Genomic DNA, 25,605 nt, shown 5'->3' with positions numbered 1-25,605 from the left:
TATTTGACCATCTTTTGACCATGATTTGACCAGCTTTTGACCATCTTTTGACCAGTTTCTGTCCTGGATTCCTGACCGCGTTTCTTTAATGCTGATTACGATTTTTAACCCGTATCTCTAATCCTGACCTGACGGGTCGGAGTAATTCTCGACAGCACACCTTTAATCCTGACCCCTTTATCACCCAGCGGAAACCGTGTCGTTCTCCAGTAGTGCTTCCGTAATTTCGACCTGCATAGCAACACTCAACCTGTATCCTTGGGAAAAAGAATCACCTCTTAAAAGGATAAGCTATTGTCCTATGTGAACTTAAAAGAGTCCCCCGGCAGGTACGTTGTAACTGTCGGGGGACCGTTAATCGGATTCCCAAAGGAAAACGCCGTTTTACTTTGGGTTTAATAGCGCTATGGGGATTCGAACCCCAGTCTTCTGGCTGAGAACCAGATGTCCTGGGCCAGACTAGACGATAGCGCCGTACACTAATTGTGAGGTGAATTTTACCTCTAAAGTCGGTTTTGTCAAGATTAGAACGCTTAAAAATAAGCTATATAATTGTCATGGGGGGGGCTTGCAAGATTCATATTTTGGAGTAAACTATTTCCTGCAGTAATGATTGTACAATCATGCTGTATTAAAAAAGAATACATTACTTATCGACAACTGGCACAATAAAGCCGGTTGAGGAATTTTCATTGAAGATGTTCAAGGAGGCAAAATGAAGTTGGTTTGGAGATTTGCAACACTTATCTTCGTATCAGGATGTTTTGTGGCTGTGCATGCCGCTAAAGGAGGGGGACGTTCGAATAAAAATGGGGAAGAGCCATTTCTTGTTGTAATAGGAATCGTGCCGGGCAGCGTCGCTGCACAGCTCAAGATTCACGAGGGCGATATCTTGCGCGCCTATAATGGAAACGGCGTTCAATCAATTGAAGAGCTTGAGGCGGCTAAGAACATGGCCGTGGACTCCGTAGAAGTTATCATTGACAGAGGCGAAGAAAATCTCAGCTTCATGTTTCCTGCAGGCCCCATGGGTCTCTACCTTGAACAGCGACTACCCGAACTGACATACTCCTCGGACGCGGTGATGCTTCAAGGAATAGGTCCTTTAAAGGAAAATGACGGCATGAACAACTCCTACATCCTTTCACTTACACGAGCGTCAAACTTTCTGAAGGATAATCTCGATTATACAATGCTTATGGGTCTTTCCGGAGCCGCTTTCAGGTTCCAGATATCTAGAGACTGGTCGATGATGGCGACGCAGGCATCTGAGGGATATAGATGCGATCTGGCGGCCCTTAAGGCGCTGGGTTACGAATACAAAAACCTGGAGCTTGAAAAGACTGAAAACAACCGCGAGTCAATGCGTCAATCAATCCTTCAGACCATCGATGCAGGCAGTCCAGTGCTTGGTTTCGGAATGACCATGTATCCTGACTGGGGAATCATTACCGGTTACCAGAGAGGCGGCAGGGAGTTCATAGTCAGAACCTATAGAAGTCTTAGAGAAGGGTATACGCTTGCAGAGGCTTTTCCAAGAAAAGTCTGCCTGATAGAAGGTCGCACGGTTCCGCCAACCCGCAGAGAGGCCATTGTCCGGTCGTTCGCTATAGCGGAGGAAGTTCTTGATACCGAAAAGGTTTCCGACTACTACTGCGGTATGGCTGGAATAAACTTCTGGCTGCAGACCCTTGAAACAGGAAAATTCCAGGACATCCCGCAAGAGGATTTTGACACGATAGTTTTAACTAATTATACGATGTTTACCCAGTTGATAGAGGATAGGAGTTTTGCCGCCACATATCTTGAACGCATTGCTCCGGAGTTTCCTGACGTTCAGGCTAAACTCATCTCTATTTCGAAGCTGTATAAAACCGAGGTGGAATATCTAACAGCTGCCTGCGATGAAGATAGCTGTATTCCTTATCCTCAAGAGATGACCAGCCAGTTCGACTGGACCCCGGAGAAGCGCAGAAGCCAGATTAACTACCTCAGATTCGCACGAGTTCAGGAGGACGAGGCTCTCAAGTTATGGCGGGAGATAAACGCCATACACAACCCTAAACCTATTGAGGGCGAAGTACCAGGGCAAGACACGGTGCCCCAGACTCCCGTGATACAGCCGGAAGTTCAGGACACAACACCTAAGGAACCTGTTACGCCTCCACCTACAGAACAGCCGCCTAGCGGACGATTGCCCCGGGGCGCTCAGTAGACCGCTAAGCAAAAAAGGAAGTGGGGACATCATAAGGACTTTTCTTGATTGAGAGTGTTAGTAAGAGTAAGACTTTATCCCTCTTAACAAAAATAGCCTGGCCTGTCGCTCTATCAGCCTTTTTTTCAGAGCTTATGAGTATCGTGGATGCGTTATGGGTCGGACGTCTGGGCAAGATTGCTCTTGCGGCGGTTGGAGTATCGGGGTCGGTATTCGGCGTATTGATAGCGCTCTCACAACTTTCAACTGCAGGAACAATGGCGTTTGTAGCCCGCTATACCGGTGCAAAAGATGTGGAGAGGGCAAGGGTTTACTTATTCAACGGCCTTGTTGTAGCAGTCGTTCTCGGTATTGTTATTGCCGTTGCAGGCATTCCTTTGAGCAGGTCTATATTGACGCTCTTCGGTTCGGGCAAAGAAGTTGTTGCCATCGGCACGCCTTACCTTATAGCGCTTTTTTCAATCCTTCCCATCGTATATATGTCGACCGTAATCTATACCGGGCTTCAAGCGACCGGTGACAGTCTTTCTCCGCTTATCGTTTCTTTTCTTGCGAACGTAATCAACATCGCACTCGATCCACTGTTCATTTTCGGCTGGCTAGGTTTCCCGAAGTTAGGCGTGCTAGGAGCAGGTGTTGCAACAGGCATAGCGTCCTTTTCCGGATTGATTCTTGCAGTCGTTACCGCGTCCAGGAAGCGACTTTTGACGTTCGTTGTTCCCAAGATACAGTTCATCTGGAGTTTCCTAAAAATAGGTTTTTTTGCTCTCATACAGGGAATAACCAGACCGTTAACAGGCATGCTTATGTTTTCAGTTGCCGCCGTGTTCGGGGTTACGGCTCAGGCAGCATTTACGGTAGGTCTGCGCATCATTGGAATACCTTTCATTTTTCTCGTAGGATTGAGCGTAGCGACTCAATCCCTTGTGGGTCAATCCCTTGGAGAAGGTTCAGTCTCAAAAGCTGAAGGGGTTGTTCGTTCGAGCTATATCGCAGGAATACTCTTGCAGTTTTTTTTGTCGCTCGCAATCTTTCTGGGCGCAAGGTGGCTGGTATCTCTGTTCAGTCCTGGTCAGGCTGAGGTAATCGATGTAGGTTCACGTTATCTCAGGATTGTTGCGCCCTTCCTTCTGTTCGTTCCGTTATCTAATGCCTGGATGGGCGCTCAGTATGGAGCCGGCTACACAATTGGACCTGCGGTAGCATCCGTTATAGGCAACTGGGCGGTTAAACTGCCCCTCGCGCTCATTCTCGGCATCGTCGCAAAGCTCGAAACTTCCGGTATCTGGCTGGCCATCGGTATCTCCGTTGTCGCAGAGACTGCAGTAAACGGCATATTCTTTTCGACCGGACGCTGGAAAAAGGTCGCGGTATAATGGTTCTCAGAGAAGCGATTCCCCAGGACAGGGACGGCATCCTTAAAATCGCCACCCACACGTGGGAAGGATGGGACTACGTCCCCCTTTTCATCGATACCTGGCTTGCTGAGAAGGGGCTGTTCGTAGCCGAGGCGGGAAAAAAAATCGTCGGCATTACCAAGACAACCGAGCTTTCTAAAGGAGAACTATGGTTCGAGGCTATAAGGGTCGCAGAGGAGGAGAGGGGGAAAGGTCTGGGCATGGAGATAGCGAAGCGCCAGCTCGAGATGGCTCTTGCCACTCATCCACGGAGCATAAGGCTCTCAACTGCAGACAGGAATAAAGCCAGCATCTCCATCAGCAAGTCTTTGGGCTTCGTGGAGCGTGTTTTGTTTCAATTCTATGAGGACTACGGGAGTCCCGGAGTTCCTTTGAGGGAAGATTTGAATATCGTAACTCTCCGAGGTGAACAAATGATCAAGAAAGCATGGTGCATCATCCAGGAAAGCGAAGAGTACCATCTTTCTAAAAAGCTTCTTCCTCACACCTGGGAGTTCTATGACTTTACGGAAGAGCTCTTCAGCCGATTGGCGCAAGAAGGGTTCGTCTTTTCAACGGAAGACACAGGGGGTGTACTAGTTCTCTTAAAGAACAGGTATTCGTCCCTCAATTATGAAGTAGCGTTTCTCGAGGGTTCTGAGGAGTCGGTTTCTGAACTCTCGGTTTTTGCACAAAGACGTTTTGAACAAAAAGCCAGCGATGATTACATGGACGCTTTTGCGGTTTCAGAGCGCAAGAAGGGAATACTCGAGAGATTTGGTATGAAAAGAAGCAAGGACATCGAAAAGGTGATTGTTTTCGAGTATCCATTGCCTGCGTTTCGCTAATAAAAGCTTCATCGCAACTGTTCAATAGACTTGACTTTCCTACGATAGACTGGATAATTCAGAATGCGGAAAAATCTCTCGCTCGTATTCCTTTTTCTCATCTCATGCTGCGGCTATTCAACAAGTTCGCTTCTTCCTTCTTATTTGAAAACGATTTATATATCTCAAATCGAAAACAAAACCCTTCAGCCCCTTCTCGCGGAGAGGCTTTTTGACGAACTGGTTTCCGGATTTACCCAAAGCGGCAGGCTGAGAGTGTCTCCTGACGCTTCCGCTGATTTGGTTTTGAAGATCGAGATAACTGCATACAAAAAAACCGCTTCGGTTTTTGACGCTTCGAGAAACGTCCTGAAATGGAATTACAGCATTAACTACACTGCAGATTGCAAGGACATGATTAAAAACAGCAACCTTTGGGGCGGTGGATATTCGGTTAACAAAGATTACGAAGCCGGTCTTGACGAACAGGAAGCTCTGAATCGGCTGCTCAAACTTGTTCGCGAGGACATAATCCGAAATACGCTGATTGCATGGTAAAGTCATCTCTTGATATTCAGGTTGAAAAAGTAATATCGGGCGGAGACGGCCTGGGACATCTTCCGGACGGAAGAATCATCTTTATTCCTTATACACTTCCCGGTGAACGCGTGAAAGTAGACGTCGTAAAAGAAAAGAAGGACTACTCAGTCGGTCGCGTCGTCGAGTATCTTGATTCATCCTCGTCCCGGATTCAACCTCCGTGCAGACATTATGGTGTATGCGGCGGATGCCAGTTCCAGCACGTCTCGTACGAAGAAGAGGTGAGGATAAAAGAAGGAATGGTTAAGGAAATCCTGTCGAGGCAGGCCAAGATTAGCTTCGATTCATTCGAGCCGTACCCTTCAGTAAAAGAATGGGAATACCGCAGCAAGAGCGAGCATCCTGTAGCCGGGCATAGACCTGCTCCCTTGATCGGTTACTACAGGGCAAAGAGCCACAAGGTCGTCGATATCGAGGAGTGCCCGGTACTCGATAGTGCATGCATGCAGGACTTGAAGCGAGTGCGCCTTCTCCTGGGCGAGTCGGATGAACCTTGCTACAACGAACTTACGGGCAAAGGGAATCTGCGTCATGTCATACTCAGAAGATCAAGTCTGGGAGACCGTCTTGTCGGCTTGGTCACTTTCAAGGATTCATTAGAGCATGAAACAGTTAAAAAAATGCTTGAGGGAATGGGCGATATTTCGGGCGTCGTTCACAACGTCAACCCTCAACAAGGCAACAGAATCACAGGCGGCGCGACGCACGTCATAAGCGGTGCGGGGCATCTTATAGAAGAAGTTGCAGGTCTCAGATTAAGGGTCTCCTTCGAGTCCTTTTTCCAGGCAAATCATTCTCAGGCATTGAAACTTCTTGAGATTGTGAAAGCCTATCTTGACCCAGGGGGAGATGAAGTTGTATGCGACGTATATGCCGGAGTCGGTCTTATAGGGCTTTCCCTTGCTAAATACGTCAAAGAAATAAAGGCTATCGAGTCGTCAGAAAAGACATGCCAGGATGGCAAGCACAACGCAGAGATAAACGGTTTATCAAACGTAGAATGGCTACAGGGAGATGCCGCGAGACTCATTGATGCAGTTAATTTTAACGTATGTATCTTTGACCCGCCCAGGAAGGGACTGGCGCCAGAGTTGATATCCAAAACCCTCGTAAAGAAACCTGCCAAGATAATCTATGTATCATGCAACCCCTCTACGTGGGCTAGAGACTTAGCCTACTTTAACGAAGCAGGTTACTCATTAACCAGGGCAGCCTTGCTTGATATGTTTCCAAAAACTTCTCACATTGAGATTGCGAGTCTTCTGGAGTCATCATGATTCTTTTCCGCAATTCAAGATTGCATACTCCGCCGTCGGAGTCTAAGAACGCGGATCTTCTTATCGATGATAACGGTATTATCAAAACCGGCCGTTTCGAATCAATGCCTGAATGCATGATTCTTGAGAATAAGTTTCTGCTTCCAGGATATATAGATTCCCACATTCACCTTCTCGAACACGGTCTCTTGCTTTTGTTTCTCGACCTCAGGGAGGTTTCAAGGTCTCACGAAGTCCTGGAGATGCTTGCAGAGAAACTCAATGAAGCCCAGGAGCACGGTTTTCTATACGCTTTTAATCTTGCTCCAGAAAGACTAAAAGAATCCAACTGGGAACCCTCCTCAGACGAGCTTGACAGGATTTCTAAGGATATTCCCATCTTCGTAAGGAGGGAGGACGGGCATTCCGTATACATGAATAGGGCCGCAAGACGCTGGCTATTGTACGATCAGCCTATCGAGACGGCAAATGAACCCTTGATAGGCCGGTTCAACGAGCTTGCCGTGGAGCGAATGCAGGAAAGAATACCTCGGGATATAAGAGTTGAAGCATTCAAACTCGCAGACCATGATTTGCTTTCTAAAGGTGTGACGTCTGCCGGAATTATGACCGGCAACGACATGACTCTGGATGACGTGGAAATAATCAACTCTCTCGGAGCAGGACTTAAGCTTACTGCACATATCTTTCCCCAGAACAAGGATATCAAGAGAGTTTGCGAATATAATCTGACAAGACTCGGCGGCTGCATATTGATAGACGGTTCTTTAGGGTCGAGAACGGCTGCATTGAGAGAGCCCTATAGCGACGCGCCAGGTAATAATGGAATACTCTATTTTTCAAAAAAAGAACTTTATCAGCTGGTGCAGTCCGCGAACGATGCAGGGCTTCAGATGACCTTCCATGCCATAGGCGACGAAGCCATTGAGCTGATATTGAACGTTTACGAAAAAGTTATAGGTAAGGGGAATCCGCTGAGACACAGGATTGAACACGCGGAGCTTCTTCCTCCTGACTTGATAGAGAAGACGGCGCGTCTCGGAATAATTCTTTCCGTCCAGCCGCTTTTCGAGATTATATGGGGATGGGATACGGGAATGTATTCCGAAAGGTTGGGTGAGCGCAGAAGATGGACGAATCCTTTCAGTTCAGCTAAGAAGGCTGGCATAAAGCTTGCTGCAGGCTCGGACGCTCCCATAACGACTCCCGATCCTGACGAAGGTATTAAGGCTTTTCTGAACCACCCTATTAAAGAAGAGCGAATTACGGTAGAAGAAGCTCTTCAGGCTTACACCTCTAACGCCGCGTATGCGCTGCACGCGGAGAACGAGATAGGCTCGATAAAGGATGGACTCGAGGCCGACCTCCTGGTGTTTGATAAAGACCCCTATCTCACTCTCGATTTCCGGCCAAAGGCGGTAATAAAAAAAGGTAAGCTGGTTTCCGGTTTGCTGCCATAATCCAATTGACACATACTCAAGGTTTTCCTAGTAATGCTGGTCAACTCTCAATTATTCGAAGTTTCATTAACTCAGGCAAAAACGGATATTAAGATATTGCCTTGAATCTCTTGATGATTAAAATAAACCATGAATCTTAAGCGCGCAGTTGAAGAAGTGAGGCTCTTTTCACAAGGCTACCCGCCTGTGGCAAACCTTTCCGTGAATACGGTCTGCAACCAGAGATGCATCATCTGTCAGCGGTGGCAGATGCACTGGCAGAAGGAATCCGAAAAACTCACGACGAACGAGATTAAGGATATGGTCTACCAGCTCGTTAAGGATCTCCACGTGAAGCGTTTCCGCATCACATCCACTGAACCTTTGCTTCGCGGGGACCTTCCGGAGATAGTGCGCTACATCCGCCAGTTCACGGGATGCAATCTGATAACGAACGGAATGGCGATGACGCCCGAGATTGCTAAAGAACTCATTAAAGCCGGCGTCTCGGATGTTCGGTTTTCCGTAGATTCCCCTGACGAGATGAACGACAAGCTTAGGGGCGTGAAAGGGGCCTGGGAGCGGTCACGCAGGGGAATAGAGATTCTCAAACAAGCCAAAGAGGAACTTGGTTCGCCCTATCCTTCAATCGACATCTATGCGGTATTGACAAGACTGAACATCGAGCATATACCCGATATGTACAGATTCGTAGCAAAAGAAAAACTTGACGGTCTTGCCTTTGGTATTGTCTGGGAGAACACGACCGAAGCGGTTGGCAAGACAGTATTCAAGGGCAGACAAATCGCGCGCACCCACATGATTCCTGTTGGAGAATCGCTGAAACCCTCCAAATCCCAGGTGCGCTGGCTCAGAAACGAGATAGTCCGTATGGGACTCGTCGATAGAAAGTCCGAAAGAATTAAAAGAATTCTCGAGAGGCTTATGGGCGCTATAGAAGGCAGGCACTCCCTGTTCCGCTGTCCCTATCACTATTTCGTAAATGTCGACCCTGTTGGCAATTTCATAGCATGCACCGCAATGGGCGAGTATTCGTTCGGAAATATCCGCGAGAAGAGAGCGAGAGACATATGGTTCAGTCGGGAGCACCACGAATTCATCTCCAGGGTAGGCAGGGATCCTTTCCCTGTATGCAGCGAGATATGCGACGCCAAGGATGAACTCTACATATCGTCCTTAAAGAGCGAGGTTCGCGGACTGATGATGTCGCTTCTATACCCCTTAAATCTTAATTCCCTGAAGAGGCAGTCGCAAAAAAATAGCCTCTAACCGGCATGCTGACCGCAGTGTATGCAGAAATTTGAACCGGGTGGAGACGCGCTGCGGCATCTCGAGCAGCGAACATTCTGGGTAGAATTCTGATTCCAGCTTGAAAGTATCGGTGTGTCGTAGGACGGATCGCGAGGCGTGTTCAATCTTTGTCCGCAGTTAGAACAGAAATGCGCTGTTGCAGGAGTGGGTTTTCCGCATGCGCCGCAGCTATGCAGCGAAACAAGTTCTGGAGAAAGTGTCTTTTTCCCCTCAGGTGAGTGTGCATCCCTCGTTATCATGCACATGATGAGCAATCCAAGCCAGCCCATGAAGAAACCAAGCAGGAATCCAAGAGTACCTTTATCCTCCCTTTTCCCCAGAAGGTAAGATGCATAAACTGTGCTTACGAACGACGCGACCGCTATAATCAATGCAACGAATGCCAGACAAATATTCGTCGAATCCATTTATACCTCCAGAAAAACATCAATTCAGTAATTCAGTTGTAGTCTCTTCTGAGTACTAGACCTCCTTGCCCTCCTCGCCCCCCTCGTCCTTAATAATTTCCCTCAGGTTATGAATGCAGAAATCGGGTTTAGGCATGCCGTCCTGCCAGCAGTTACCTAGAGGTATGTATAAAACACTCCTTATGTGTGAACGTCTGGAACCAAGTATGTCTAGTTCGTGCCTGTCACCGACGTGCATGGTCTCTTCCGCTTTTGAACCCAGACGTTCGAGCATTATCTCGAAAGCCTTAGGGTTGGGTTTCCTCGGGCCTATTTCGTCGGTGTACAGAAGATGGGAAAAAAACTGGCTCAAACCCTCTCTGTCCATTATACGCCTTATAATATGTCCGTGCGAGGTATTCGAAAGGAGTGCCAGCGGATAGCCTCTTTTTTTAAGCTCTGCAAGCACCTCCATTGCATTTGCTTCGGGCACAACCTTCACCTGGAGAAGCGCTTCATCGAATGCCCTGAGGAGCACGGAAAGACCGCCAGCTATACGTTTGCGTAGTCCAAGCCTTGTAAGGATTCTTGAAACTACTTCACGCGATGGAACCTCTATTTCACTTGTCAGTCGTTCGGCTTCGCATTCGGTTCCGACCTCAAGAAGCGTAACCTCTATTTGTTCTTCGGACAATTCTATTCCGTAATCGCGAAGTATTCTCGAGAAAGCCTCTACCCTTATCCTGTCCTGTTTTCCCCACTCAGCCTCGGTTTCGTAACGAGCTATGGTGTACCAGAAATCGAATGAAATCGCCTTTATTCCTTCGAGTATTTTATTGCTCACGAAATAAGGATATCCATATATACACGCCTGTCAATCATTCAACAACTAGAAGCTCCGTATTTCTGTATGCTTAGTGTTGACAATATCCAGAAGTAAAGGAAAATAAGCGCAATGCCAGATAACGATGCGATAAGTCAATTCAAGATATTTAGATGGAACCCCAGATGGACTGATATTGCACCTTTTTCCATGTGGGCGCTTTCCGGAGCCGTACTCCAGATAGCGCGCGCAGGCGGTTCATTTGCGCCTCTGATGTTAGAATGGATTACACCGCTTCTGGATTTAATGTTTTTCGTACTGCCTCTTTTATTCATCAGGCTTGCAGAGAAACAGACGCTGGAGTATATTGGAATAAGCAAAAGGAGAATCGGCGCCGCTTTAATAATGGGATTGACCCTGGGTCTGTTCCTAGCTTGGATTTCGGTTTCACGTTCTCTTGGTTCAGGCCAGACACTAAGATTTCCGCCTTTCTTGAACTTTATTGCTTACTTGCTTGGAACCTTTTTTCATCTTCTCGCTATAGAGTTTTTCTACAGAGGCTGGATTGCTTCGCATTTCGAGCGTTCTTACGGATTCCTTCCCGCAGTACTGGGATGCGGTCTCCTCTACGGCATATCACCCCTTTTTACTTGGGGAATGGATGTTACGCTGCCTTCAGTCTACGCCTCATGGGGATTTTTCTGGGGCGGAATATTCCCCTACACGCTCCTGATGGGAGTCCTTCTTGCGGCTATTGCAAGACTTACCAGGAACCTTCTTGCGCCTGTGCTTGCAATGCTTCCCCAGATGTTGCTCGCGGATCTTTTCACAAACGGCGCCGCTAACCGGATTTCACATCCCTATTCGTCCATAATCGGCATAGTGGCTCTTGCAGGCATCGTTGCTGTCGTTCTCTGGATTACCCAGAAAAAACAGCCAAGCTCTTAATCCTGCTGACCGGATTCTAAAAAGCAATCGAGACGCCCAAATCGGCCCCAATTTCCCTTATCTTATTTAACGTCGGTTCATCGAGATCGATTTCGTCCTTGTTTCGTTCCTCGGCCTCCCATTCCTTCTCTCCCGCTATCCATATTCGCTCCTCGCCCTCCGCTTTCGGAGCGTCCTTCAGCATCCTTATGAACGAATCCATTCTCGATTTGAACTCATCAAGTTTGCCGAATGCCGCGGGATCGATCGCCATGAGGAAGTGCGAGACATCGGGAGGTGAGTCCTTCCTGCCGTAAATCTCTGTCAGCATTGAGGCAAGCCCCAGGCCTCCTGAAAGTATCTCGACCACTGCGGCAAGGCCGTAGCCCTTGTATCCTGCGGATTCCTCGCCCGGTCCGCCAAGAGGAGCAAGTCCTCCACCCTTGCGTTCTATCATGTTCTTGAGAACTCTTGCCGGATCCGTAGAAGAGTGACCTAGCTCATCTGTGGCCCAGGTCTCAGGCATCTTCTTTTGCTGCCTCTCGTAGACCTCGAGCTTTCCCCTCGGCACGGTTGAAGTCGCCATATCGAGAACGAAGGGTTTCTCCCTGCCTGCGGGAACCGCTATAGCCACAGGATTCGTTCCGAGAACCGCGTCCTTGCCGAAGGTGGGCACTACCAGTGGAGCGGTGTTCGTCACGGACATTCCTATCAAGTCCTGCTTGAGAGCCATCATCGCCGTGTATCCTGCAATTCCGTAGTGGTTCGAATTTCGGATTACGGCAGATGCGATTCCTTGTTTTTTTGCCTTCTGCATAACGGCTTTCATTATCTTCACGCTTGCAACCTGTCCGAGTCCAGCTTTTGCATCTACCATCAACGTTCCCGGCGTCTCCTTTAGTATCTGCGGTTCGGCTTTCGGGTCTATGGCTCCTTTCTTTATATCGCCCACGTAGCGTCCGAGCCTTGCAAGGCCGTGAGACTCTATTCCCCTTCTGTCGGACGCAACGAGAACGTCAGTCGTTATCTCCGCATTCTCTCTAGGCGCTCCAAGCTTCTCGAATATGCTGATTACGCTTTCTCTTACGGGCTTTACAGCGAGTCTTGGCATCAATTCTCCTTCTTAGGATAAGGGGTTCCGGTCTTAATTAGCGTTTCCGCCATGTCTCTGATGAACTCCGGAACCAGACCTTCTTTCTTCAAATCGTCCCGGAGCCTCTCGATGAGCTTAGAGGAGTCTATTCCTGCAGGACAGACCTCCTTGCAGCGACCGCAAAGGGCGCAGGAATAAGCCAAAGGCGCCGCCTTTTCCAGACCTCCAGACACGAGAGCGGTCCAGGGCACTCCTATACCTCCCATGTAGCGGTAGCCCCAGTGTCCTGAGACAAGTGGGTATATGGCGCACTCGTACATGCACGCCCCGCATCTCAGACACCTGAGCATATCCCTGTATACGGGGTCTTTCGCCGCTTTAGTCCTGCCGTTATCGAGGAAGATGACGTGCAGCTCCTTTGGTCCGTGCGCGCCATAGACAATAACCTTCTCAATATCCCCGGTCTTCGAAGGACCAGAGATCATGGAGACGTAGGATGTAACCAGGTATCCGGCGTAGCGCATGAGAACCTCGAGCCCGAGCATTGCATCCGAGAGGGAGGGCATGAGCTTCTCAACGCCGATGACAGCAACATGAACCTCAGGCGCGTTAGTTGCAAAACGGATGTTGCCTTCGTTCTCCACGAGGAAGATGGTTCCGGTATCCGCCGTGATGAAGTTTGCGCCTGAGAACCCCACATCGGCCTTGAAGTACTTGTCTCTAAGAAACTCCCTTGCAAACATCGTCAATTTCTCAGGATCTGTTGGCATCTCTCGTCCTGCAACTTTTGAGAAAATCTCAGCAGTCCGCTCCCTGGGAACGTGTACGGCAGGCGCAAGTATGTGCATGGGACGTTCGTCCAGAAGCTGGACAATGAACTCGCCGAGGTCGGTCTCGTATACGGCGTTGCCGTGCTCGGTCATGACATGATTGAACTCGAACTCCTCGGACGTTATCGATTTCGCCTTGACTATCGTTTTGCCGGTTCCTATTATCTTCTTCAGAAGCTCGTTTACCTTCTCCGCATCCTCCGCGAAGTAGGTTTTTGCCCTGTTTTTTTCGAGCGCCTCGCGGGCGCGGGCGGTGTACTCCGAGAGATTGTCAATGACCTTGTCCTTTACGTCCTGAAGAATCTTGCGCTTCTCCACTACCTCAGGGAAGGCTTGAAGGGCCTTATCCCGGTTCTCCCTGAACGATTTTACCGCACGCTCGAGTGCGGTCCGCAGGAACTTGTCCTTAAGAGCCTTGTAGATATTGCGTTTATATTCGTTAAACTGGATTCCGTTTTCGCTCATCGTTCCTCCATATTCTCGCTGAGAAACTGCGGCAGGTCGAAGACGTTCAGTTTCTTTCCCTCAATCTCGGCTGCGCCGTCCGAAAGGTTCAGCGTGCAGAACGGACACGAGGTTACGATAGTCCCAACATCCTTGGGCAGAACGTCGTCAGCTATCTTGCGCCTTGCCGCGGCTACAGCAAGCTTAGGCAGCGACGCCCGCAGAAGACCTCCTCCTCCGCAGCACGTACCGAGCATTCTGTTTCTGTCCGCCTCCACTATCTCAACGCATTCTCTAAGAACCTTTCTGGGCTCATCGAAAAGCCCTTTGCCTTGTCTTCCGATGCCGCACGGGTCGTGATAAAGTATCCTTGCGTCCTTGTGGTTTCTTAACTTGAGCTTTCCCTTATCCAGAAGCTCGCTCGCGAACTCGACGAAGTGCAGAACCTCGAAGCCGAGCTTAATGCCGAACCTGGGCTCGAACTCGCACGAGAACATCGCGTAGCAGTGCGGGCACGATGTAACGAGCCTTGATATGCCTGCCGCACTCAGTACATCAGCCACTTTTTCCGCATGCGTCTTGGCTTCCTCCGCGTAACCTGACAATAGAAGGGGCACGCCGCAGCAGATATCCTTGCCTAGAGGAAGGTAGGCTATCTTCGCCTTGGCAAGAAATCCCTCAAGGCCCTTTAGAAGCTCCGGCGCACCCGTAGTGGTGCATCCGAAGAACACTCCGATTGTCTCTTTTTTTGACATTCAATAGCTCCTTTATCGCGGGGTAAAGATTCCCAATGGAAGTATCATCTCCTCGGGCGATATGCCGCCGTGCTGAAGCGTGTGCTTATACTGCGCCTCGTACTCCTTGGGTTTAGTGGGATATATAAAATACGAATCGCGCTTCGCTATAACGAAGTTGGTCTGTCTCGAAAAGCCCGGAAGTTTGTAGACCCTAGGGTCAGAAAGGTTCACGGCGTCCTTCGGGTCGACCGTGAGGGCAGGACCGTACTTGTATCTGAGGTTGGCCGATATCTCCCTGCCGCCCTTGATTATCGTGGGGTGTTCGACCCTGAGAAACCCGTGGTCGGTGGTTAGAACGACCGCGACGCCTCTTTCCGAAAGCGTCTCTATGAGGTTGGGGAAGATGGAGTTCGCGAACCAGCCTCTTGTCATGTCGACGAGCGCGTAGTCCGAAGGCACCATCTCCTCAAGAAGGGTATTGGGCTTCACGGAATGAATGAGCGCGTCCAGGAAGTTGAGTATGAATATCTTGAGCTTCTCGTTGCGAGAGATGAGCGTGTCCGCGTCCCTCGCGGCGTCCTGGCTGCGCTGGTTCTTGAGGTAGAGGGTGGATGCCGGCGTTCGCTCCCTCTTCAACAGCTCCCTCAGAAGCTCCTCCTCGTAGCGGTTCTGGCCCTTCTGGTCCCAGACCCAGTACGAAGGATAGCGCTCGGCTATCTCCTGAGGGTAGAGCCCCGCAAAGAGCGCGTTGCGAGCATAAGGAGTTGCAGTAGGCAGTATAGAGCAGGTGTATTCGACCTTCGTGTCGAAGTATTCCTTGAAGAAGGGAAGAAGAACCTGAAACTGGTCGAGCCGCATGGAGTCGAACAGGAAGAAGACGACCTCTCTGCCGCTTTTTAAAATCGGCAGAATGTACTTTGAGAGTACTGCCGGTGATAGAGTAGGGCCAGCCTCGCCCTTTATCCAGCCGGGGTAATTGCGCTCGATAAAAAGGCTGAACTCGCGCCGCATCTGGTCTCGCTGTTCGTCGCCGAGGACCCGCAGGCCCTCGTCGCCGAAGCGCTTGAAGCGAAGCTCCCAGCGCACGTCCCTGCGGTACGCCTCGACCCACTGCTCCCACGTTGCGGGCATATCCGTAGAGGCCATCTCCTGGGTGTACTCGCGGCTCATGTTGTCCTTGACGAGCTTCTTGCGTTCGAGAAGCCTTTTTATGACCGAACCGAGTTGAGTGGGCGAGATGGGCTTTATGATAAAATCGTCTGCAAGTTTCCCGAACGCCGAGTCGACGAGTTCCTCCTCCTCGCTCTTGGTGACTATCGCAACAAGGATATCCTCGCTTTCCGCCCTTATCGCCGTAAGCGTTTCAATGCCGTCCATGCCGGGCATTATCTCATCCAGTAGAACCAGATCAAAGTCCTTCTTTTTCAATAGTTCGAGGCCGTCAGGACCGTTTGCCGCGGTTTCTACCTCGTACCCCCTTTCGTTCAAGCCGTATATGTGGGGCTTGAGAAGGGCAATCTCGTCATCTATCCATAAAATTCGCATGCTCAAGGATATTCCGAAGAGGATGCCTGTCAACCTTAAACAAATCGAACCTGAACGCGACTGCAGTTATTATGTAATTTGATGCAACTTTTTCTGGGCTTGCGGCAGTTTTGTTATGAACCTCAGGCAATCGAAGATACTATCGGTAGTATAAAAAAAGCAATTATCAGTCACAATACTTGACAAGGTTGAGAAAAAAATACAATTACATATTCGACAGGAGGAAGACTTAATAGAGGGTGAATAATGGACTGTAAAGGAGGAAGCAGGTATGCCTCTCAAAGCGGGCAGTCAAGAAGGAATACTTAGAGGAAATCCCATTAACAATGCACAATCAAGAGTAGAGTTAATCGTGCTTGGTCTGTTTTAGCGAAAAATGATGTTATCATTCAAACAGGGTTTGAAATTGAAGTATTATCGTGCAGGGATATCGGCATTAAGATGCCAGCACGAAAACTACAGAGGAGTAACGAAATGAAAAAAATAGTGATAACAATCCTAGGAATGGCATTTGCTCTTCTTAGAGCAAGTTCTTTAGAGTTCCCTATAACAACGGCTACAGGCGACCAGCGCTACCCGGACGTGTGCTGGGACGGCGAGGCGTTCTGGGTGGTTTGGCAGGATGATGCCCAGGGAACTATACGCGGCATAAGGGTGGACGATAAAGGAGAGTTTCTGACCAACGAAGTAGAATTGTTAAACAAAGGAACCTACCCCGGTCCGGTTCGTTACCCGTGCTTGGCAGCAGCGCCTGACAGGATTGCGGTTGAGGCAAGGAAAATGGTAGGCTATGATGAGTTTGGAAATGACGTTTGGGGTGTTGTACATCGAGAGTTTTCACGCCCAGGAGATTCGTTGTATAATACGGTTGGGATAGTCGGAAGCCTTGAGTGTTTGGCAATAAGTGCTCCGATTGTAATGTTCGGTAAAGAACACTTCTTTTCTTTATTTAAGGCTAGTCACGAGACACCGGAGGATTTTCACGCCTGGAGCATGTGCGTAGGTCTTGATAGCACAGGTTCAGCTCAACAGGATATATGGCTGTCATCCACCGTTCACGGCGAATTCGAACCTTCAACAGGCTGCTGGGGTGGCAAAAGATTTCTGGTCATAACTTCTTGTTGGGATTCTGGTGTTTTTCTCGATGATAGCATGATAATCCAAGGCATAGGATGGAACTTCCAGCTGGGCCGGGATGTATACCGTAACCCTAATGATGATGGGTGCATTAAATATCAAACCCTTACTTCAAGTAAAACAAATTTCTTCTTGGCAAGCGAAATATGGGAAATGGGTGTTAGTAAGAATAAATATAAAATCGGTTTTGACCTGTTGGATTCGACCGGTATGCCTGTGAAGGATTCAGCGACGATAGCTGACTTGGGTGATGAAATAAAGCTGTATTCTCCTGATGCGGCATACGGCAAGGAAAACTTCGTGTGCTGCTGGGAGAATCGTTTCTCAAACAACACCAGTCACCTTTATGCAATAGAAGTAGACACGCTCGGCGGGATTCTCAAATCTGGCTATGTTGTGCAAAAAAGTCCGGTAGATAAACAGCCTGCTATTGCGTTTGGAGGTGATAAGTACCTGCTGGTCTGGACGGACAACCATGAAGGCAATTTCAACATCTACGGAAAGCTGTTCGATACGCTGGAGGTGTTCGAGGGCATCGAGGAGACGCCGGAACCATTTGAGGAATGCGTTCTAAAGGCTTCTCCAAATCCCTTCAGGGATAAAGTGGAACTCTTTTTCTCACGGAAAGGAGGTGAGAATCAGACAATGATGGTGTTCATCTACGATGCACTCGGGCGTAGGGTGAACGCCTTAGAACTAAAACCTGGTGAAGAAAGGATCTTATGGGAAGGAAGAGACGCTGGAGGCAGGGTAATACCCGCAGGTGTATACTTCATCCAGGCGTTGGATAGCCGCAATCAATTAAAAACAGCCAAAGTAGTGCTGGTTCGCTAGCACGAGGAGGATGAGATGAAATCAACAAAGAACTCAAGTAAGATTTTTTTCGCTTGCATAGCTTTAGTCAGTATCGTTGCCTTGCTCAAGGCAGGCTACTACAAACCAGATTTCTTCCCGATAGGATTGACCGGTCTGAACTTTACTGGGAATCTTCCCTTTCCACATCAGGACAATTGCCCTTACAGCAATGTAAGACCTAACCAATGGACATGGAATGCCGAGAAGTCCCTCATCTTTGCCCTCGGCGTGAACTGCATAGGCGGGCAGGATGCGTACATCCGTTACATCGGAAGCTTCGATACTACTATATGTCGCAATCAAAACAATTACTTATATCGGGTTTGCATACCGTCGTTCATGGATGACGGCGACTCCACCAACGCTGAGCATATATACATAATAGAGTTTGTAGATATAACAGAGCTTATAGACAGCCTGATTATTGATAGTTTGGCAGACAGTCTAAACTTAGAGGATTAATTGAGCATTTGATAAATGCGCTTGAAAAACAACTCAAAAAGCTTAACATTTGGGTATAAACCAATTGGAGGATGCGATGAAACGTTTAGCTTTAATAACCCTGCTGGCCGCAAGCATGGCTTACGCCGGGTGGATGAGAACCTACGGCAGTAGTGAAAAAGGCGAACTCGGAAGATGCGCACAACAGACAACCGACGGTGGGTACATAGTCTCAGGTGTAATCGGGGGTTCGCCAGGATGGCTAATTAAAACGGACAGCCTAGGTGAAATAATGTGGGCGGATACAATTGGGGGTGGTAAATGGGTAGAGCAAACAGATGATGGCTGCTATATCCTTGCGGGTGTGCCTGATTTAACAAAAACGGATTCATCAGGAGATACTTTATGGTCAAAGGATTACGGTTTCTACTCCCGTTGTGTTAGACCTACTCAAGATGGCGGTTTCATTCTCACTGGTGCAACGGTAGATTATCTAGGCAAACTTGTATTAATAAAGACGGATTCAACCGGAGACAGTTTATGGTTTAGATCATACTTGTTATCGGGTTGGACTTATAGTTTGGGCCACTTCGTTGAGAGTTCTTCGGATGGAGGATACCTTGCTGTAGGATATCTCGGTGACACTACTTTCGAAAACGCAAAACAAGCCTTTTGGTTGCTAAAAACAGATTCTTTAGGTGAAATACAATGGTCGTATGTTCAAGGTGGAGAGAATTGGGGCGATTACGAAATTGGTCGATGTGTAAGAGAAACTAGTGAAGGACAATTTATTGCTCTAGCGAACTTTGGTTTGCTTAAAATTGACGTATCAGGCGATACCCTTTGGACACATGAATACAGGAATGGCAGCCATGTACAAGAAACAGTTACCCTGAATTATGTTCTTACAGGTGAATTGTTAGCTCAAAGGTGTTTAAACGACAACACTCAAGGGAGTACATGGTTAATTAAAACTGATTCTAATGGTATTGCTAAGTGGGAAAGAAGTTATGGTTCAGGCTCTCTCAATTGTGTTTCTAAAACCAACGACAAAGGCTTTATCTTAACGGGTGAAAAAGATGGTGACCTTTGCTTAATTAAAACTGACTCCCTCGGTCTCCTTGGTATCATAGAAAACCCGATTGTCGAATCCGACAACGGCTGGAATGTTCCTCACTCCATCGGCAGCTATGTTGTACTTCACTATCAAGGTCTACCCCAGGGCTTCCACGCTAATGTCTTCGATGTTTCAGGCCGCAAGGTTGATCGAATCAGAGGCGGCGGAATTGAGGGAGCTATGACGTGGGGCATTAACTACCCGCCTGGGGTGTACTTCATCCAGGCGTTGGATAGCCGCAATCAATTAAAAACAGCCAAAGTAGTGCTGGTTCGCTAGGAGGATGAGATGAAATCCTTAAAACTTCAAAGCAAGCTCCTGGTCGCTTGCATAGCTTTAGTAAGTGTCGTAACCTTTCTCAAGGCAGGCTACTACAAGCCCGATTTTTTCCCCATCGGGTTGACTGGATTGAATTATACAGGTGGTGACCCGGACGGTTTTAACTGCCCTTATGGACACGTAAAGGATCAAAACGAAGAAAGAATTTGGTACTGGGATCAAGGAACCAACAACGAACAGTCTCTCATCTACTCCCTTGGGGTGAACTGCATAGGGTGTTCGGATGCAATGCCAAGTTATATGATTGGCTTGAATCCCAATTCTCCTGGGAACAACGATTATCTTAACAAGGTTTGTATGCCGTCGGATGACCAGGATACGAGTAAGAGAGTATATATCATGCTAAACGGCCTTTACATTGAAGAAGCAATTGTTCACGGTCGTGCAAGGATTTACAAACTGGATTTAACAGACATGTGGCACGTAACCGAAGGTGATTATGCACTTTTTCCATGGGAGAGAATAGGGAAAGGCATAATCGTCAATGTTGATGGAGATGATACGACATGGCGGGATACTTTAATAAAGTCAGATAGAGAGTATAGGAACCGAGCTTCCTTTCTTCCACGACAAATCAGTTTATACAGATAAAGATAATCTCCACAAACGTTATGAGAATGATTACTGCACTCATACTTGCAGTCCAGCAACAATCTTTCGTGATTGGGTAGGCGCTCATCAATATCATGGTTATGGATGTGACGAGTTCACAGACGGTACAGACGATCCTGATGGAAAGGTATACGACTATCAGGGAGAATCGTATAACGGCGATAAAGCCTGGTGCGACATGATAGATATCAGTATAAGCGATCTTGAAGATCGCTTTACAGGCAATGATGATGGAGACTACATTATAGGCTGGAATATGCTGGTTGAAGACCCCGCTACGATTAGGGGAAATACGGCTAGGTTTGTGAATTACGACGTTAAGAAAGGGTGCTGGGGTGCAGTTAACAGGGTACTTACGGGTGAAGGTGCAGAACATCAGGGTGTCCGAGGGGTAGATGGAGATTCTTACAGAATGGTCATTTCCAAAGGCAGCTGCAATCATCTTAACGCCGCTGACATTAACATCTTTGCCGAAGTTCCGCAACTCGACGCTTTCCTCGAATACAGCGAGATGTGGTGTGGGGCGATATATGATTATGGCGAACAAGCGCTTTTCAATCAGTACCTCTACGGACCGACAAAGGAAGAGTGGGATGAATTAGGGGGTTCAAGTTACGAGAAAAGGAAGTTCGGTATTCACAATGCAGCTATCTACATGCAGAAATACGGAAGCTCCAATCTTCAGCCTGGCCAGAAGAGACGATGGATATCTGGCGTAGGGCTAAGCTGGTACCATATTGATATAGATGGAAACAGTAAGGCTTACGCCAGGAGACCTTGCCCTCCTGAGATAAGGTGTGCCGTTTATCTTTCACTTTCACGTGGAGCAAAAGGGATATTCTTTATGCCTTGGCTTTTGTCTCCGGTTAACGAAAATGGGGGCGGAGATGCTATAATTGCTTATCCAGAAATGACTATTCCCTGCATAGATTGGAGCTGGGATGACAGAACAGGCTACGAAGTTGGGATTCGTGATTATAACGGGTATCCCTATGGTACTGGACCGAATAGTGCAAGTCATGTGCTGAACGATGGGGACGGTGATACATACTGGCACGATAATCGAAGAGACAGCACTTATCTGTATCTCAAGAACTCCCTCATCCCTGAAATAAAGGCAATAGCACCAGTCCTCATGCAGCTGAACTGGGTGAACGGCTACTCCCTGAACTCGACAAGTCCCGACTGGGCCTCGCCCTGCCCGCACGAGTATGTGATGGATGTATCAGGCGTCTCCTACATGGAACTGGCCTTGTTCGACCATCCGTACGAGCCTGTGGGTGTTGAATACTTTATGCTCGTCAACCGCGAAGGGATTGCCGACATGACAAACAGGACGGTCTCCGTAGCTCTCGACGCCGGCCACTGGCCGCAGGAGGATACGCTTATCCTCACCGACATTGCAGACAAGGAACACCCGCGAACCCTCAAACGCCACGGCGACCGATTTGTGTTCACCCAGGTCTTCGAGCCGGGCGAGGGTAAGCTGTACCGTGTAGCGCCCGCAAACGCGGCGCCCGTAGCAATAAACCACAAACCCTAAGGAGGGGTTATGAAAAACAAAATAACTATAAAACTATTAACACTCTGCCTTCTGGCGCTGGCTGTGGCGCCTGCGATGAAGGCAGAGTATTACGAACCTGATCTCTTTCCAATAGGGCTAAGCGGATTAGGAACAACAGGTAATCACAGTATTCCGTATGGAAATGTTGGAATGACTTGGGGAGACGAGTATAGTTTGATACGTGATCTCAAGGTAAACTGCATCGGAATTGAGGATGGTTTTGCGGGTTACTTGATTGATATGTATCCTGAAACACCGACATCAACCCATCCTTATGAAAGTAATTATTTGCATCAAGTCTGCACTCCTTCATTTTCAGATGCCCCTAACAATCCAGATATCGATTCAATATTCATAATCCCTTTAGGATTATATGTTGAAAAGATATACTGTCATGGACAAAAAAAGTATAAAGGAGATGACCTGGATGACTGGATATGGCCTTGGCACCAAACAGAAGGGTACGAACCAAGATACGATCACAAAGAATGGGAGGGAAATCCTGATAACTGGAATGAAAAAGTATCAACGATGTTCAGACCCTGGAACTATAGTGGAGCAAGCGGGTGCGGTTTTGGACCTGATGAATTCAAAAGAATAAGCGGGACTTCAACAGATCCCAACAACTATTCATACTTCGGCGATCCCTCCTTTCATAAGGTGATCGACAATGCTATTATTGATATGAACTCTCACTTCAATAACAATTCAGACCACTATAAGTACATTTGGGGTTGGAACTTGATGACCGAAGATCCACTGAGCTATGCCGGAGAAGTCGGTTTTCATGTTAATGCCAAACCTACAGTAGGGGCTTGGGGTGCGGTAAACAGAATGTTTCTCGGCAAAAATGCCGCCGGGGCTACCAATCTAAATCCCGACCACAATGGAGTAAGAGGTATGGAAGACACTTGTACCGGCTGGGATGGCAAAAACCGGATGATAGTCGGTAAAGGTGGACTGTGGCCTCTTGCAATGATAGACGTAAACATCTTTGAGGGAGTCCCGGATTTGGATGCCTTTATTGAATACTATGAGGGCTGGGCACTGGCGAAACTTAATTACGGAGACCAGGGCATATTTGATAACATGCTTTACGGAACCCTATCAATAGCACCCGACAGAGAAAAAAGGAAACTTGGTATCCAGAACGCTGCCATTTATATGCAGAAATACGGGAATACCCCTCCGTTACGCGAAGGCCAAAAACGACGTTGGTTTATGGGTATTGGGACTGCCTGGAGAGGATTAGATGTCAATTACACCCATGTCATAGATAATGGTGCAAGAAGACCTTGTCCACCGGAATTTCGTTGTGCCATCTATATAGCGCTTTCAAGAGGGGCAAAAGGGATATTCTTCATCAGATGGCTTTCCACCCCTGAAACGAACAAATACCCGGAGGTTCAAATTCCAAATGCTGAAGGTAATGGAGGTTCCCTTGAAGTAGGTATGCGCGATTGCCAGGGTTGGCCTTTCGGTTTAGGTCCTGCCAGTGATCCAAACTATGTCACTAATCATCATTTTCTTAATTCTGGAAGACCCAGTTCCGATCCACTCTACACTTATTGGCATTCACCTACTGGAAGAATCGATCAAACATACACCTACTTACGCGATGAACTCATCCCCGAGATAAAGGCAATCGACACAACCCTCATGCAGCTTGACTGGGTGAACGGCTACTCCCTGAACTCCACAGACCCCAACTGGGCCTCCCCCTGCCCGCACGAGTATGTGACGGACGTGTGGGGCGTGGATTACATGGACCTTGCGCTCTTCGACCATCCCTACGAGCCGATAGGTGTCGAGTACTTCATGCTCGTCAACCGCGAGGGGATTGCCGACATGACCAACCGCACGGTCTCGGTCGCTCTCGACGCCGGCCACTGGCCCCAGGAGGACTCCCTCACCCTCACCGACATTGCTCATAAGGATAGCCCCCAGACCCTTGTCAGGGAAGGCGGCCGTTACGTCTTCACGCAGGTCTTCGAGCCGGGCGAGGGCAAGCTCTACCGCGTAGCGCCCGCCAACGCAGCGCCGGTTGCAATCAACGACAATCGACCCTAAGGAGGGGTACAATGAAAAGAATCAAGACTTTTATTTTCGTCCTTCTTGCGTTATCGGGAGCGTTTCTTTACGCAGCGCAAGATCAAGTGCCCGAACCGGGCGATGCCTGGTGGAATCCCTTTGATGAGATGGGAAACGCTGGTGATTATGGAACCTATATTGAAGCTCCCATGGTAAGTTACAAGATTGCCCATTTCTACTACATAGATACTATTAGATCGGATAATAATGCTTATCTGAGTGCCGGTATTTTTTATGATCCCTATAATGGTTACAGACACTTTATGATCGTGAATAGATCTATAGGTATTTATACTCCCACTTTCCACATTAAGCTTCGTCTTCCTATTGGAACCTATCAAGTGTGGGACATGACGACCGATCCACCTACTCAAATTTCACCGATTTCACAGCCAAGTTCTAGCAATTACAGTACCTTATACTACACCGATCTTCTTGCGTCCGGTCAGGGTGCTTTATACAGAATCAAGTGGGTTTCTGCAACCCCAACGGTTACTTTACCTTCCGAAGATGTGCACGCAACCCAGTATAATACAGGAAGAAAACTAATAGCCGATCAATTTGGTGGGTTGCATCTTTGCTACGGTAACAAAGATGTCCCTTTTTTAGGGAGCGCTTTCACTTTAAACTATGCTTATTCAAATGACGGACAGAAATGGTCCACTATGCTACTGGATGATGAGGATGGAGGGTTGTATACACTTGGTCTTGATAATACAATCTATGCTACAACCCCGGCAATTGCTCTCGACAAATCGGGCCACCCCTTTGTAATCTACAAAAAACCTCGTCAATTAGGATCAGGTGCAACCATTCGAATGGTTGATGTTGATGGGTGGTATAAACAAGATCTTACCCGAACAAGTAGCGACATGACGGAAGGAGCTCCATCAATTGCAATAGACAGTGCAACCGATGATGCATGTATTACTTTTCCTGTAGGCAATGAAATTAGATTCTCACATTTCAACCTCTATAAAGAGCGACCATGGCCGTTATCTAGTTTTGTCCTTGCAGGTTTAAAAGAACCTTCGGTAGTCTCCTTGGGTCAAAACGCTTTCGTTATTGTGGCAAGGGAAAACAAAACTAAAGCTAGCGATCTTTATTATAGTCTTCTCAACGGTTCAAGTTACGTAATGCACAAATTCGGCAGTGAAGAAGGTAAGTATCCGTCAATAGGCTATAGCAACGGAGTAATATACATAGTGTATATTACAGGCAGTAATGATCAATACATTAGGTTGTTGTCCGCACCTGTGATTTCTAAAGATGGTAAGATAACAGGAATTGGCTCATTTACACAATATAATATAGCTTCAACGGTCAATAGTAAAGCAGCTGGACATCCAGAAATCGTTGATGGATTGACAATTGTTTGGCACGAAGGCGATGAAAACAACGAGGTTATTCGAGCAAGTTACAGAACTTCCGCAGGTGGTGTAGTGCGACCCATTTGTCAAGACAGATTTGAGGTAAAATGAGTTTAGAGATTTCACATTGCTTCCTTAAGAACTTGCTGGGAGTAAAGGGCCTCGAACTCCTCCGGACTCCTGTATCCCAGGCTGCTGTGCACGTAT

Annotated in this window: 21 protein-coding genes and 1 tRNA gene; 15 read left to right on the top strand and 7 right to left on the bottom strand. The window is 47.9% G+C overall.

From position 1 onward, the window contains the following. Positions 1-399: 399 nt before the first annotated feature. Positions 400-474, bottom strand: a tRNA-Glu gene (locus GX441_06700). A gap of 241 nt (positions 475-715) precedes the next feature. On the opposite strand from GX441_06700, the gene GX441_06695 reads away from it, so the two are divergent. The 7 genes from GX441_06695 to GX441_06665 all read left to right on the top strand — a co-directional run bounded on the left by GX441_06695 (position 716) and on the right by GX441_06665 (position 9,045). Continuing rightward, positions 716-2,215 carry a hypothetical protein gene (locus tag GX441_06695; protein ID NLI98332.1) on the top strand — a complete coding sequence of 500 codons (1,500 nt, stop codon included), beginning with the start codon at positions 716-718 and terminating at the stop codon, positions 2,213-2,215. 134 nt (positions 2,216-2,349) lie between these two features. After that, the gene (locus GX441_06690; protein ID NLI98331.1) at positions 2,350-3,591 is read left to right on the top strand and encodes an MATE family efflux transporter; all 1,242 of its coding nucleotides are present in this window, start codon (positions 2,350-2,352) and stop codon (positions 3,589-3,591) included. Continuing rightward, on the top strand, positions 3,591-4,460 hold the full coding sequence (locus GX441_06685) for a GNAT family N-acetyltransferase (protein ID NLI98330.1): 870 nt from the start codon (positions 3,591-3,593) through the stop codon (positions 4,458-4,460). The genes GX441_06690 and GX441_06685 overlap by 1 nt, the downstream gene beginning before the upstream one ends. A gap of 63 nt (positions 4,461-4,523) precedes the next feature. Next, positions 4,524-4,997, top strand: a complete 474-nt coding sequence (locus tag GX441_06680; protein NLI98329.1) for an LptE family protein — start codon at positions 4,524-4,526, stop codon at positions 4,995-4,997. Beyond that, the gene (gene rlmD / locus GX441_06675) at positions 4,991-6,316 is read left to right on the top strand and encodes a 23S rRNA (uracil(1939)-C(5))-methyltransferase RlmD (GenBank protein NLI98328.1); all 1,326 of its coding nucleotides are present in this window, start codon (positions 4,991-4,993) and stop codon (positions 6,314-6,316) included. Before GX441_06680 ends, rlmD begins: the two co-directional genes overlap by 7 nt. After that, a complete protein-coding gene (locus GX441_06670; GenBank protein ID NLI98327.1) occupies positions 6,313-7,776 on the top strand; it encodes an amidohydrolase in 1,464 nt (487 codons plus the stop codon). Before rlmD ends, GX441_06670 begins: the two co-directional genes overlap by 4 nt. Before the next feature lie 129 nt (positions 7,777-7,905). Then, positions 7,906-9,045, top strand: a complete 1,140-nt coding sequence (locus GX441_06665; GenBank protein ID NLI98326.1) for a radical SAM protein — start codon at positions 7,906-7,908, stop codon at positions 9,043-9,045. On the opposite strand, the gene GX441_06660 is transcribed toward GX441_06665, so the two are convergent. Next, positions 9,042-9,494, bottom strand: coding sequence for a zinc ribbon domain-containing protein (locus GX441_06660; protein NLI98325.1), 453 nt, complete (start codon positions 9,492-9,494; stop codon positions 9,042-9,044). The two genes, GX441_06665 and GX441_06660, sit on opposite strands and share 4 nt — an antisense overlap. Before the next feature lie 55 nt (positions 9,495-9,549). Continuing rightward, positions 9,550-10,317, bottom strand: coding sequence for an HAD family hydrolase (locus GX441_06655; protein ID NLI98324.1), 768 nt, complete (start codon positions 10,315-10,317; stop codon positions 9,550-9,552). 111 nt (positions 10,318-10,428) lie between these two features. On the opposite strand from GX441_06655, the gene GX441_06650 reads away from it, so the two are divergent. Beyond that, complete coding sequence (locus GX441_06650; GenBank protein NLI98323.1) at positions 10,429-11,244, top strand: CPBP family intramembrane metalloprotease; 816 nt, start codon at positions 10,429-10,431, stop codon at positions 11,242-11,244. A gap of 16 nt (positions 11,245-11,260) precedes the next feature. Here GX441_06650 and GX441_06645 read toward each other — a convergent pair whose 3' ends face one another. From GX441_06645 to GX441_06630, 4 genes are read right to left on the bottom strand one after another with little or no spacing between them, the layout of a single operon-like run. Next, entirely contained in the window at positions 11,261-12,334 is a 1,074-nt protein-coding gene (locus GX441_06645) for an Ldh family oxidoreductase (GenBank protein ID NLI98322.1), read from the bottom strand. Beyond that, a complete protein-coding gene (locus GX441_06640) occupies positions 12,334-13,611 on the bottom strand; it encodes a lactate utilization protein (GenBank protein ID NLI98321.1) in 1,278 nt (425 codons plus the stop codon). Before GX441_06640 ends, GX441_06645 begins: the two co-directional genes overlap by 1 nt. Then, positions 13,608-14,345 carry a (Fe-S)-binding protein gene (locus tag GX441_06635; protein ID NLI98320.1) on the bottom strand — a complete coding sequence of 246 codons (738 nt, stop codon included), beginning with the start codon at positions 14,343-14,345 and terminating at the stop codon, positions 13,608-13,610. The genes GX441_06640 and GX441_06635 overlap by 4 nt, the downstream gene beginning before the upstream one ends. Positions 14,346-14,357: 12 nt before the next feature. Next, positions 14,358-15,872: a bifunctional response regulator/alkaline phosphatase family protein gene (locus GX441_06630; protein ID NLI98319.1), complete on the bottom strand. Its 1,515-nt coding sequence runs from the start codon at positions 15,870-15,872 to the stop codon at positions 14,358-14,360. 474 nt (positions 15,873-16,346) lie between these two features. Here GX441_06630 and GX441_06625 point away from each other — a divergent pair, with 474 nt between their 5' ends. The 7 genes from GX441_06625 (at position 16,347) to GX441_06595 (ending at position 25,509) form a co-directional block, all read left to right on the top strand. Next, on the top strand, positions 16,347-17,843 hold the full coding sequence (locus GX441_06625; protein NLI98318.1) for a hypothetical protein: 1,497 nt from the start codon (positions 16,347-16,349) through the stop codon (positions 17,841-17,843). A gap of 15 nt (positions 17,844-17,858) precedes the next feature. Beyond that, positions 17,859-18,326, top strand: coding sequence for a hypothetical protein (locus tag GX441_06620; protein NLI98317.1), 468 nt, complete (start codon positions 17,859-17,861; stop codon positions 18,324-18,326). Between the two features lie 76 nt (positions 18,327-18,402). Continuing rightward, the gene (locus GX441_06615) at positions 18,403-19,701 is read left to right on the top strand and encodes a hypothetical protein (GenBank protein NLI98316.1); all 1,299 of its coding nucleotides are present in this window, start codon (positions 18,403-18,405) and stop codon (positions 19,699-19,701) included. Positions 19,702-19,710: 9 nt separating this feature from the next. Next, positions 19,711-20,352 carry a hypothetical protein gene (locus GX441_06610; protein ID NLI98315.1) on the top strand — a complete coding sequence of 214 codons (642 nt, stop codon included), beginning with the start codon at positions 19,711-19,713 and terminating at the stop codon, positions 20,350-20,352. Between the two features lie 199 nt (positions 20,353-20,551). Further along, positions 20,552-21,916 carry a hypothetical protein gene (locus GX441_06605; protein ID NLI98314.1) on the top strand — a complete coding sequence of 455 codons (1,365 nt, stop codon included), beginning with the start codon at positions 20,552-20,554 and terminating at the stop codon, positions 21,914-21,916. A 9-nt stretch (positions 21,917-21,925) separates the two neighbouring features. After that, positions 21,926-24,007, top strand: a complete 2,082-nt coding sequence (locus tag GX441_06600) for a hypothetical protein (GenBank protein NLI98313.1) — start codon at positions 21,926-21,928, stop codon at positions 24,005-24,007. Between the two features lie 11 nt (positions 24,008-24,018). Beyond that, entirely contained in the window at positions 24,019-25,509 is a 1,491-nt protein-coding gene (locus GX441_06595; GenBank protein NLI98312.1) for a hypothetical protein, read from the top strand. Positions 25,510-25,605: the final 96 nt, after the last annotated feature.

Source organism: bacterium (assembly GCA_012517375.1).
Lineage (GTDB): Bacteria > Hydrothermota > Tepidihabitantia > B3-TA06 > B3-TA06 > JAAYVC01.
This window is presented reverse-complemented; position numbering and strand designations above follow the sequence as displayed.

Excerpts from the sequence above, each read along its gene's own strand:
- GX441_06695 (NLI98332.1), top strand. The coding sequence starts at position 716 with ATGAAGTTGGTTTGGAGATTTGCAACACTTATCTTCGTATCAGGATGT.
- GX441_06690 (NLI98331.1), top strand. The coding sequence starts at position 2,350 with ATGAGTATCGTGGATGCGTTATGGGTCGGACGTCTGGGCAAGATTGCT.
- GX441_06685 (NLI98330.1), top strand. The coding sequence starts at position 3,591 with ATGGTTCTCAGAGAAGCGATTCCCCAGGACAGGGACGGCATCCTTAAA.
- GX441_06680 (NLI98329.1), top strand. The coding sequence starts at position 4,524 with ATGCGGAAAAATCTCTCGCTCGTATTCCTTTTTCTCATCTCATGCTGC.
- rlmD (NLI98328.1), top strand. The coding sequence starts at position 4,991 with ATGGTAAAGTCATCTCTTGATATTCAGGTTGAAAAAGTAATATCGGGC.
- GX441_06670 (NLI98327.1), top strand. The coding sequence starts at position 6,313 with ATGATTCTTTTCCGCAATTCAAGATTGCATACTCCGCCGTCGGAGTCT.
- GX441_06665 (NLI98326.1), top strand. The coding sequence starts at position 7,906 with ATGAATCTTAAGCGCGCAGTTGAAGAAGTGAGGCTCTTTTCACAAGGC.
- GX441_06660 (NLI98325.1), bottom strand. The coding sequence starts at position 9,494 with ATGGATTCGACGAATATTTGTCTGGCATTCGTTGCATTGATTATAGCG.
- GX441_06650 (NLI98323.1), top strand. The coding sequence starts at position 10,429 with ATGCCAGATAACGATGCGATAAGTCAATTCAAGATATTTAGATGGAAC.
- GX441_06645 (NLI98322.1), bottom strand. The coding sequence starts at position 12,334 with ATGCCAAGACTCGCTGTAAAGCCCGTAAGAGAAAGCGTAATCAGCATA.
- GX441_06640 (NLI98321.1), bottom strand. The coding sequence starts at position 13,611 with ATGAGCGAAAACGGAATCCAGTTTAACGAATATAAACGCAATATCTAC.
- GX441_06635 (NLI98320.1), bottom strand. The coding sequence starts at position 14,345 with ATGTCAAAAAAAGAGACAATCGGAGTGTTCTTCGGATGCACCACTACG.
- GX441_06630 (NLI98319.1), bottom strand. The coding sequence starts at position 15,872 with ATGCGAATTTTATGGATAGATGACGAGATTGCCCTTCTCAAGCCCCAC.
- GX441_06625 (NLI98318.1), top strand. The coding sequence starts at position 16,347 with ATGAAAAAAATAGTGATAACAATCCTAGGAATGGCATTTGCTCTTCTT.
- GX441_06620 (NLI98317.1), top strand. The coding sequence starts at position 17,859 with ATGAAATCAACAAAGAACTCAAGTAAGATTTTTTTCGCTTGCATAGCT.
- GX441_06615 (NLI98316.1), top strand. The coding sequence starts at position 18,403 with ATGAAACGTTTAGCTTTAATAACCCTGCTGGCCGCAAGCATGGCTTAC.
- GX441_06610 (NLI98315.1), top strand. The coding sequence starts at position 19,711 with ATGAAATCCTTAAAACTTCAAAGCAAGCTCCTGGTCGCTTGCATAGCT.
- GX441_06605 (NLI98314.1), top strand. The coding sequence starts at position 20,552 with ATGATAGATATCAGTATAAGCGATCTTGAAGATCGCTTTACAGGCAAT.
- GX441_06600 (NLI98313.1), top strand. The coding sequence starts at position 21,926 with ATGAAAAACAAAATAACTATAAAACTATTAACACTCTGCCTTCTGGCG.
- GX441_06595 (NLI98312.1), top strand. The coding sequence starts at position 24,019 with ATGAAAAGAATCAAGACTTTTATTTTCGTCCTTCTTGCGTTATCGGGA.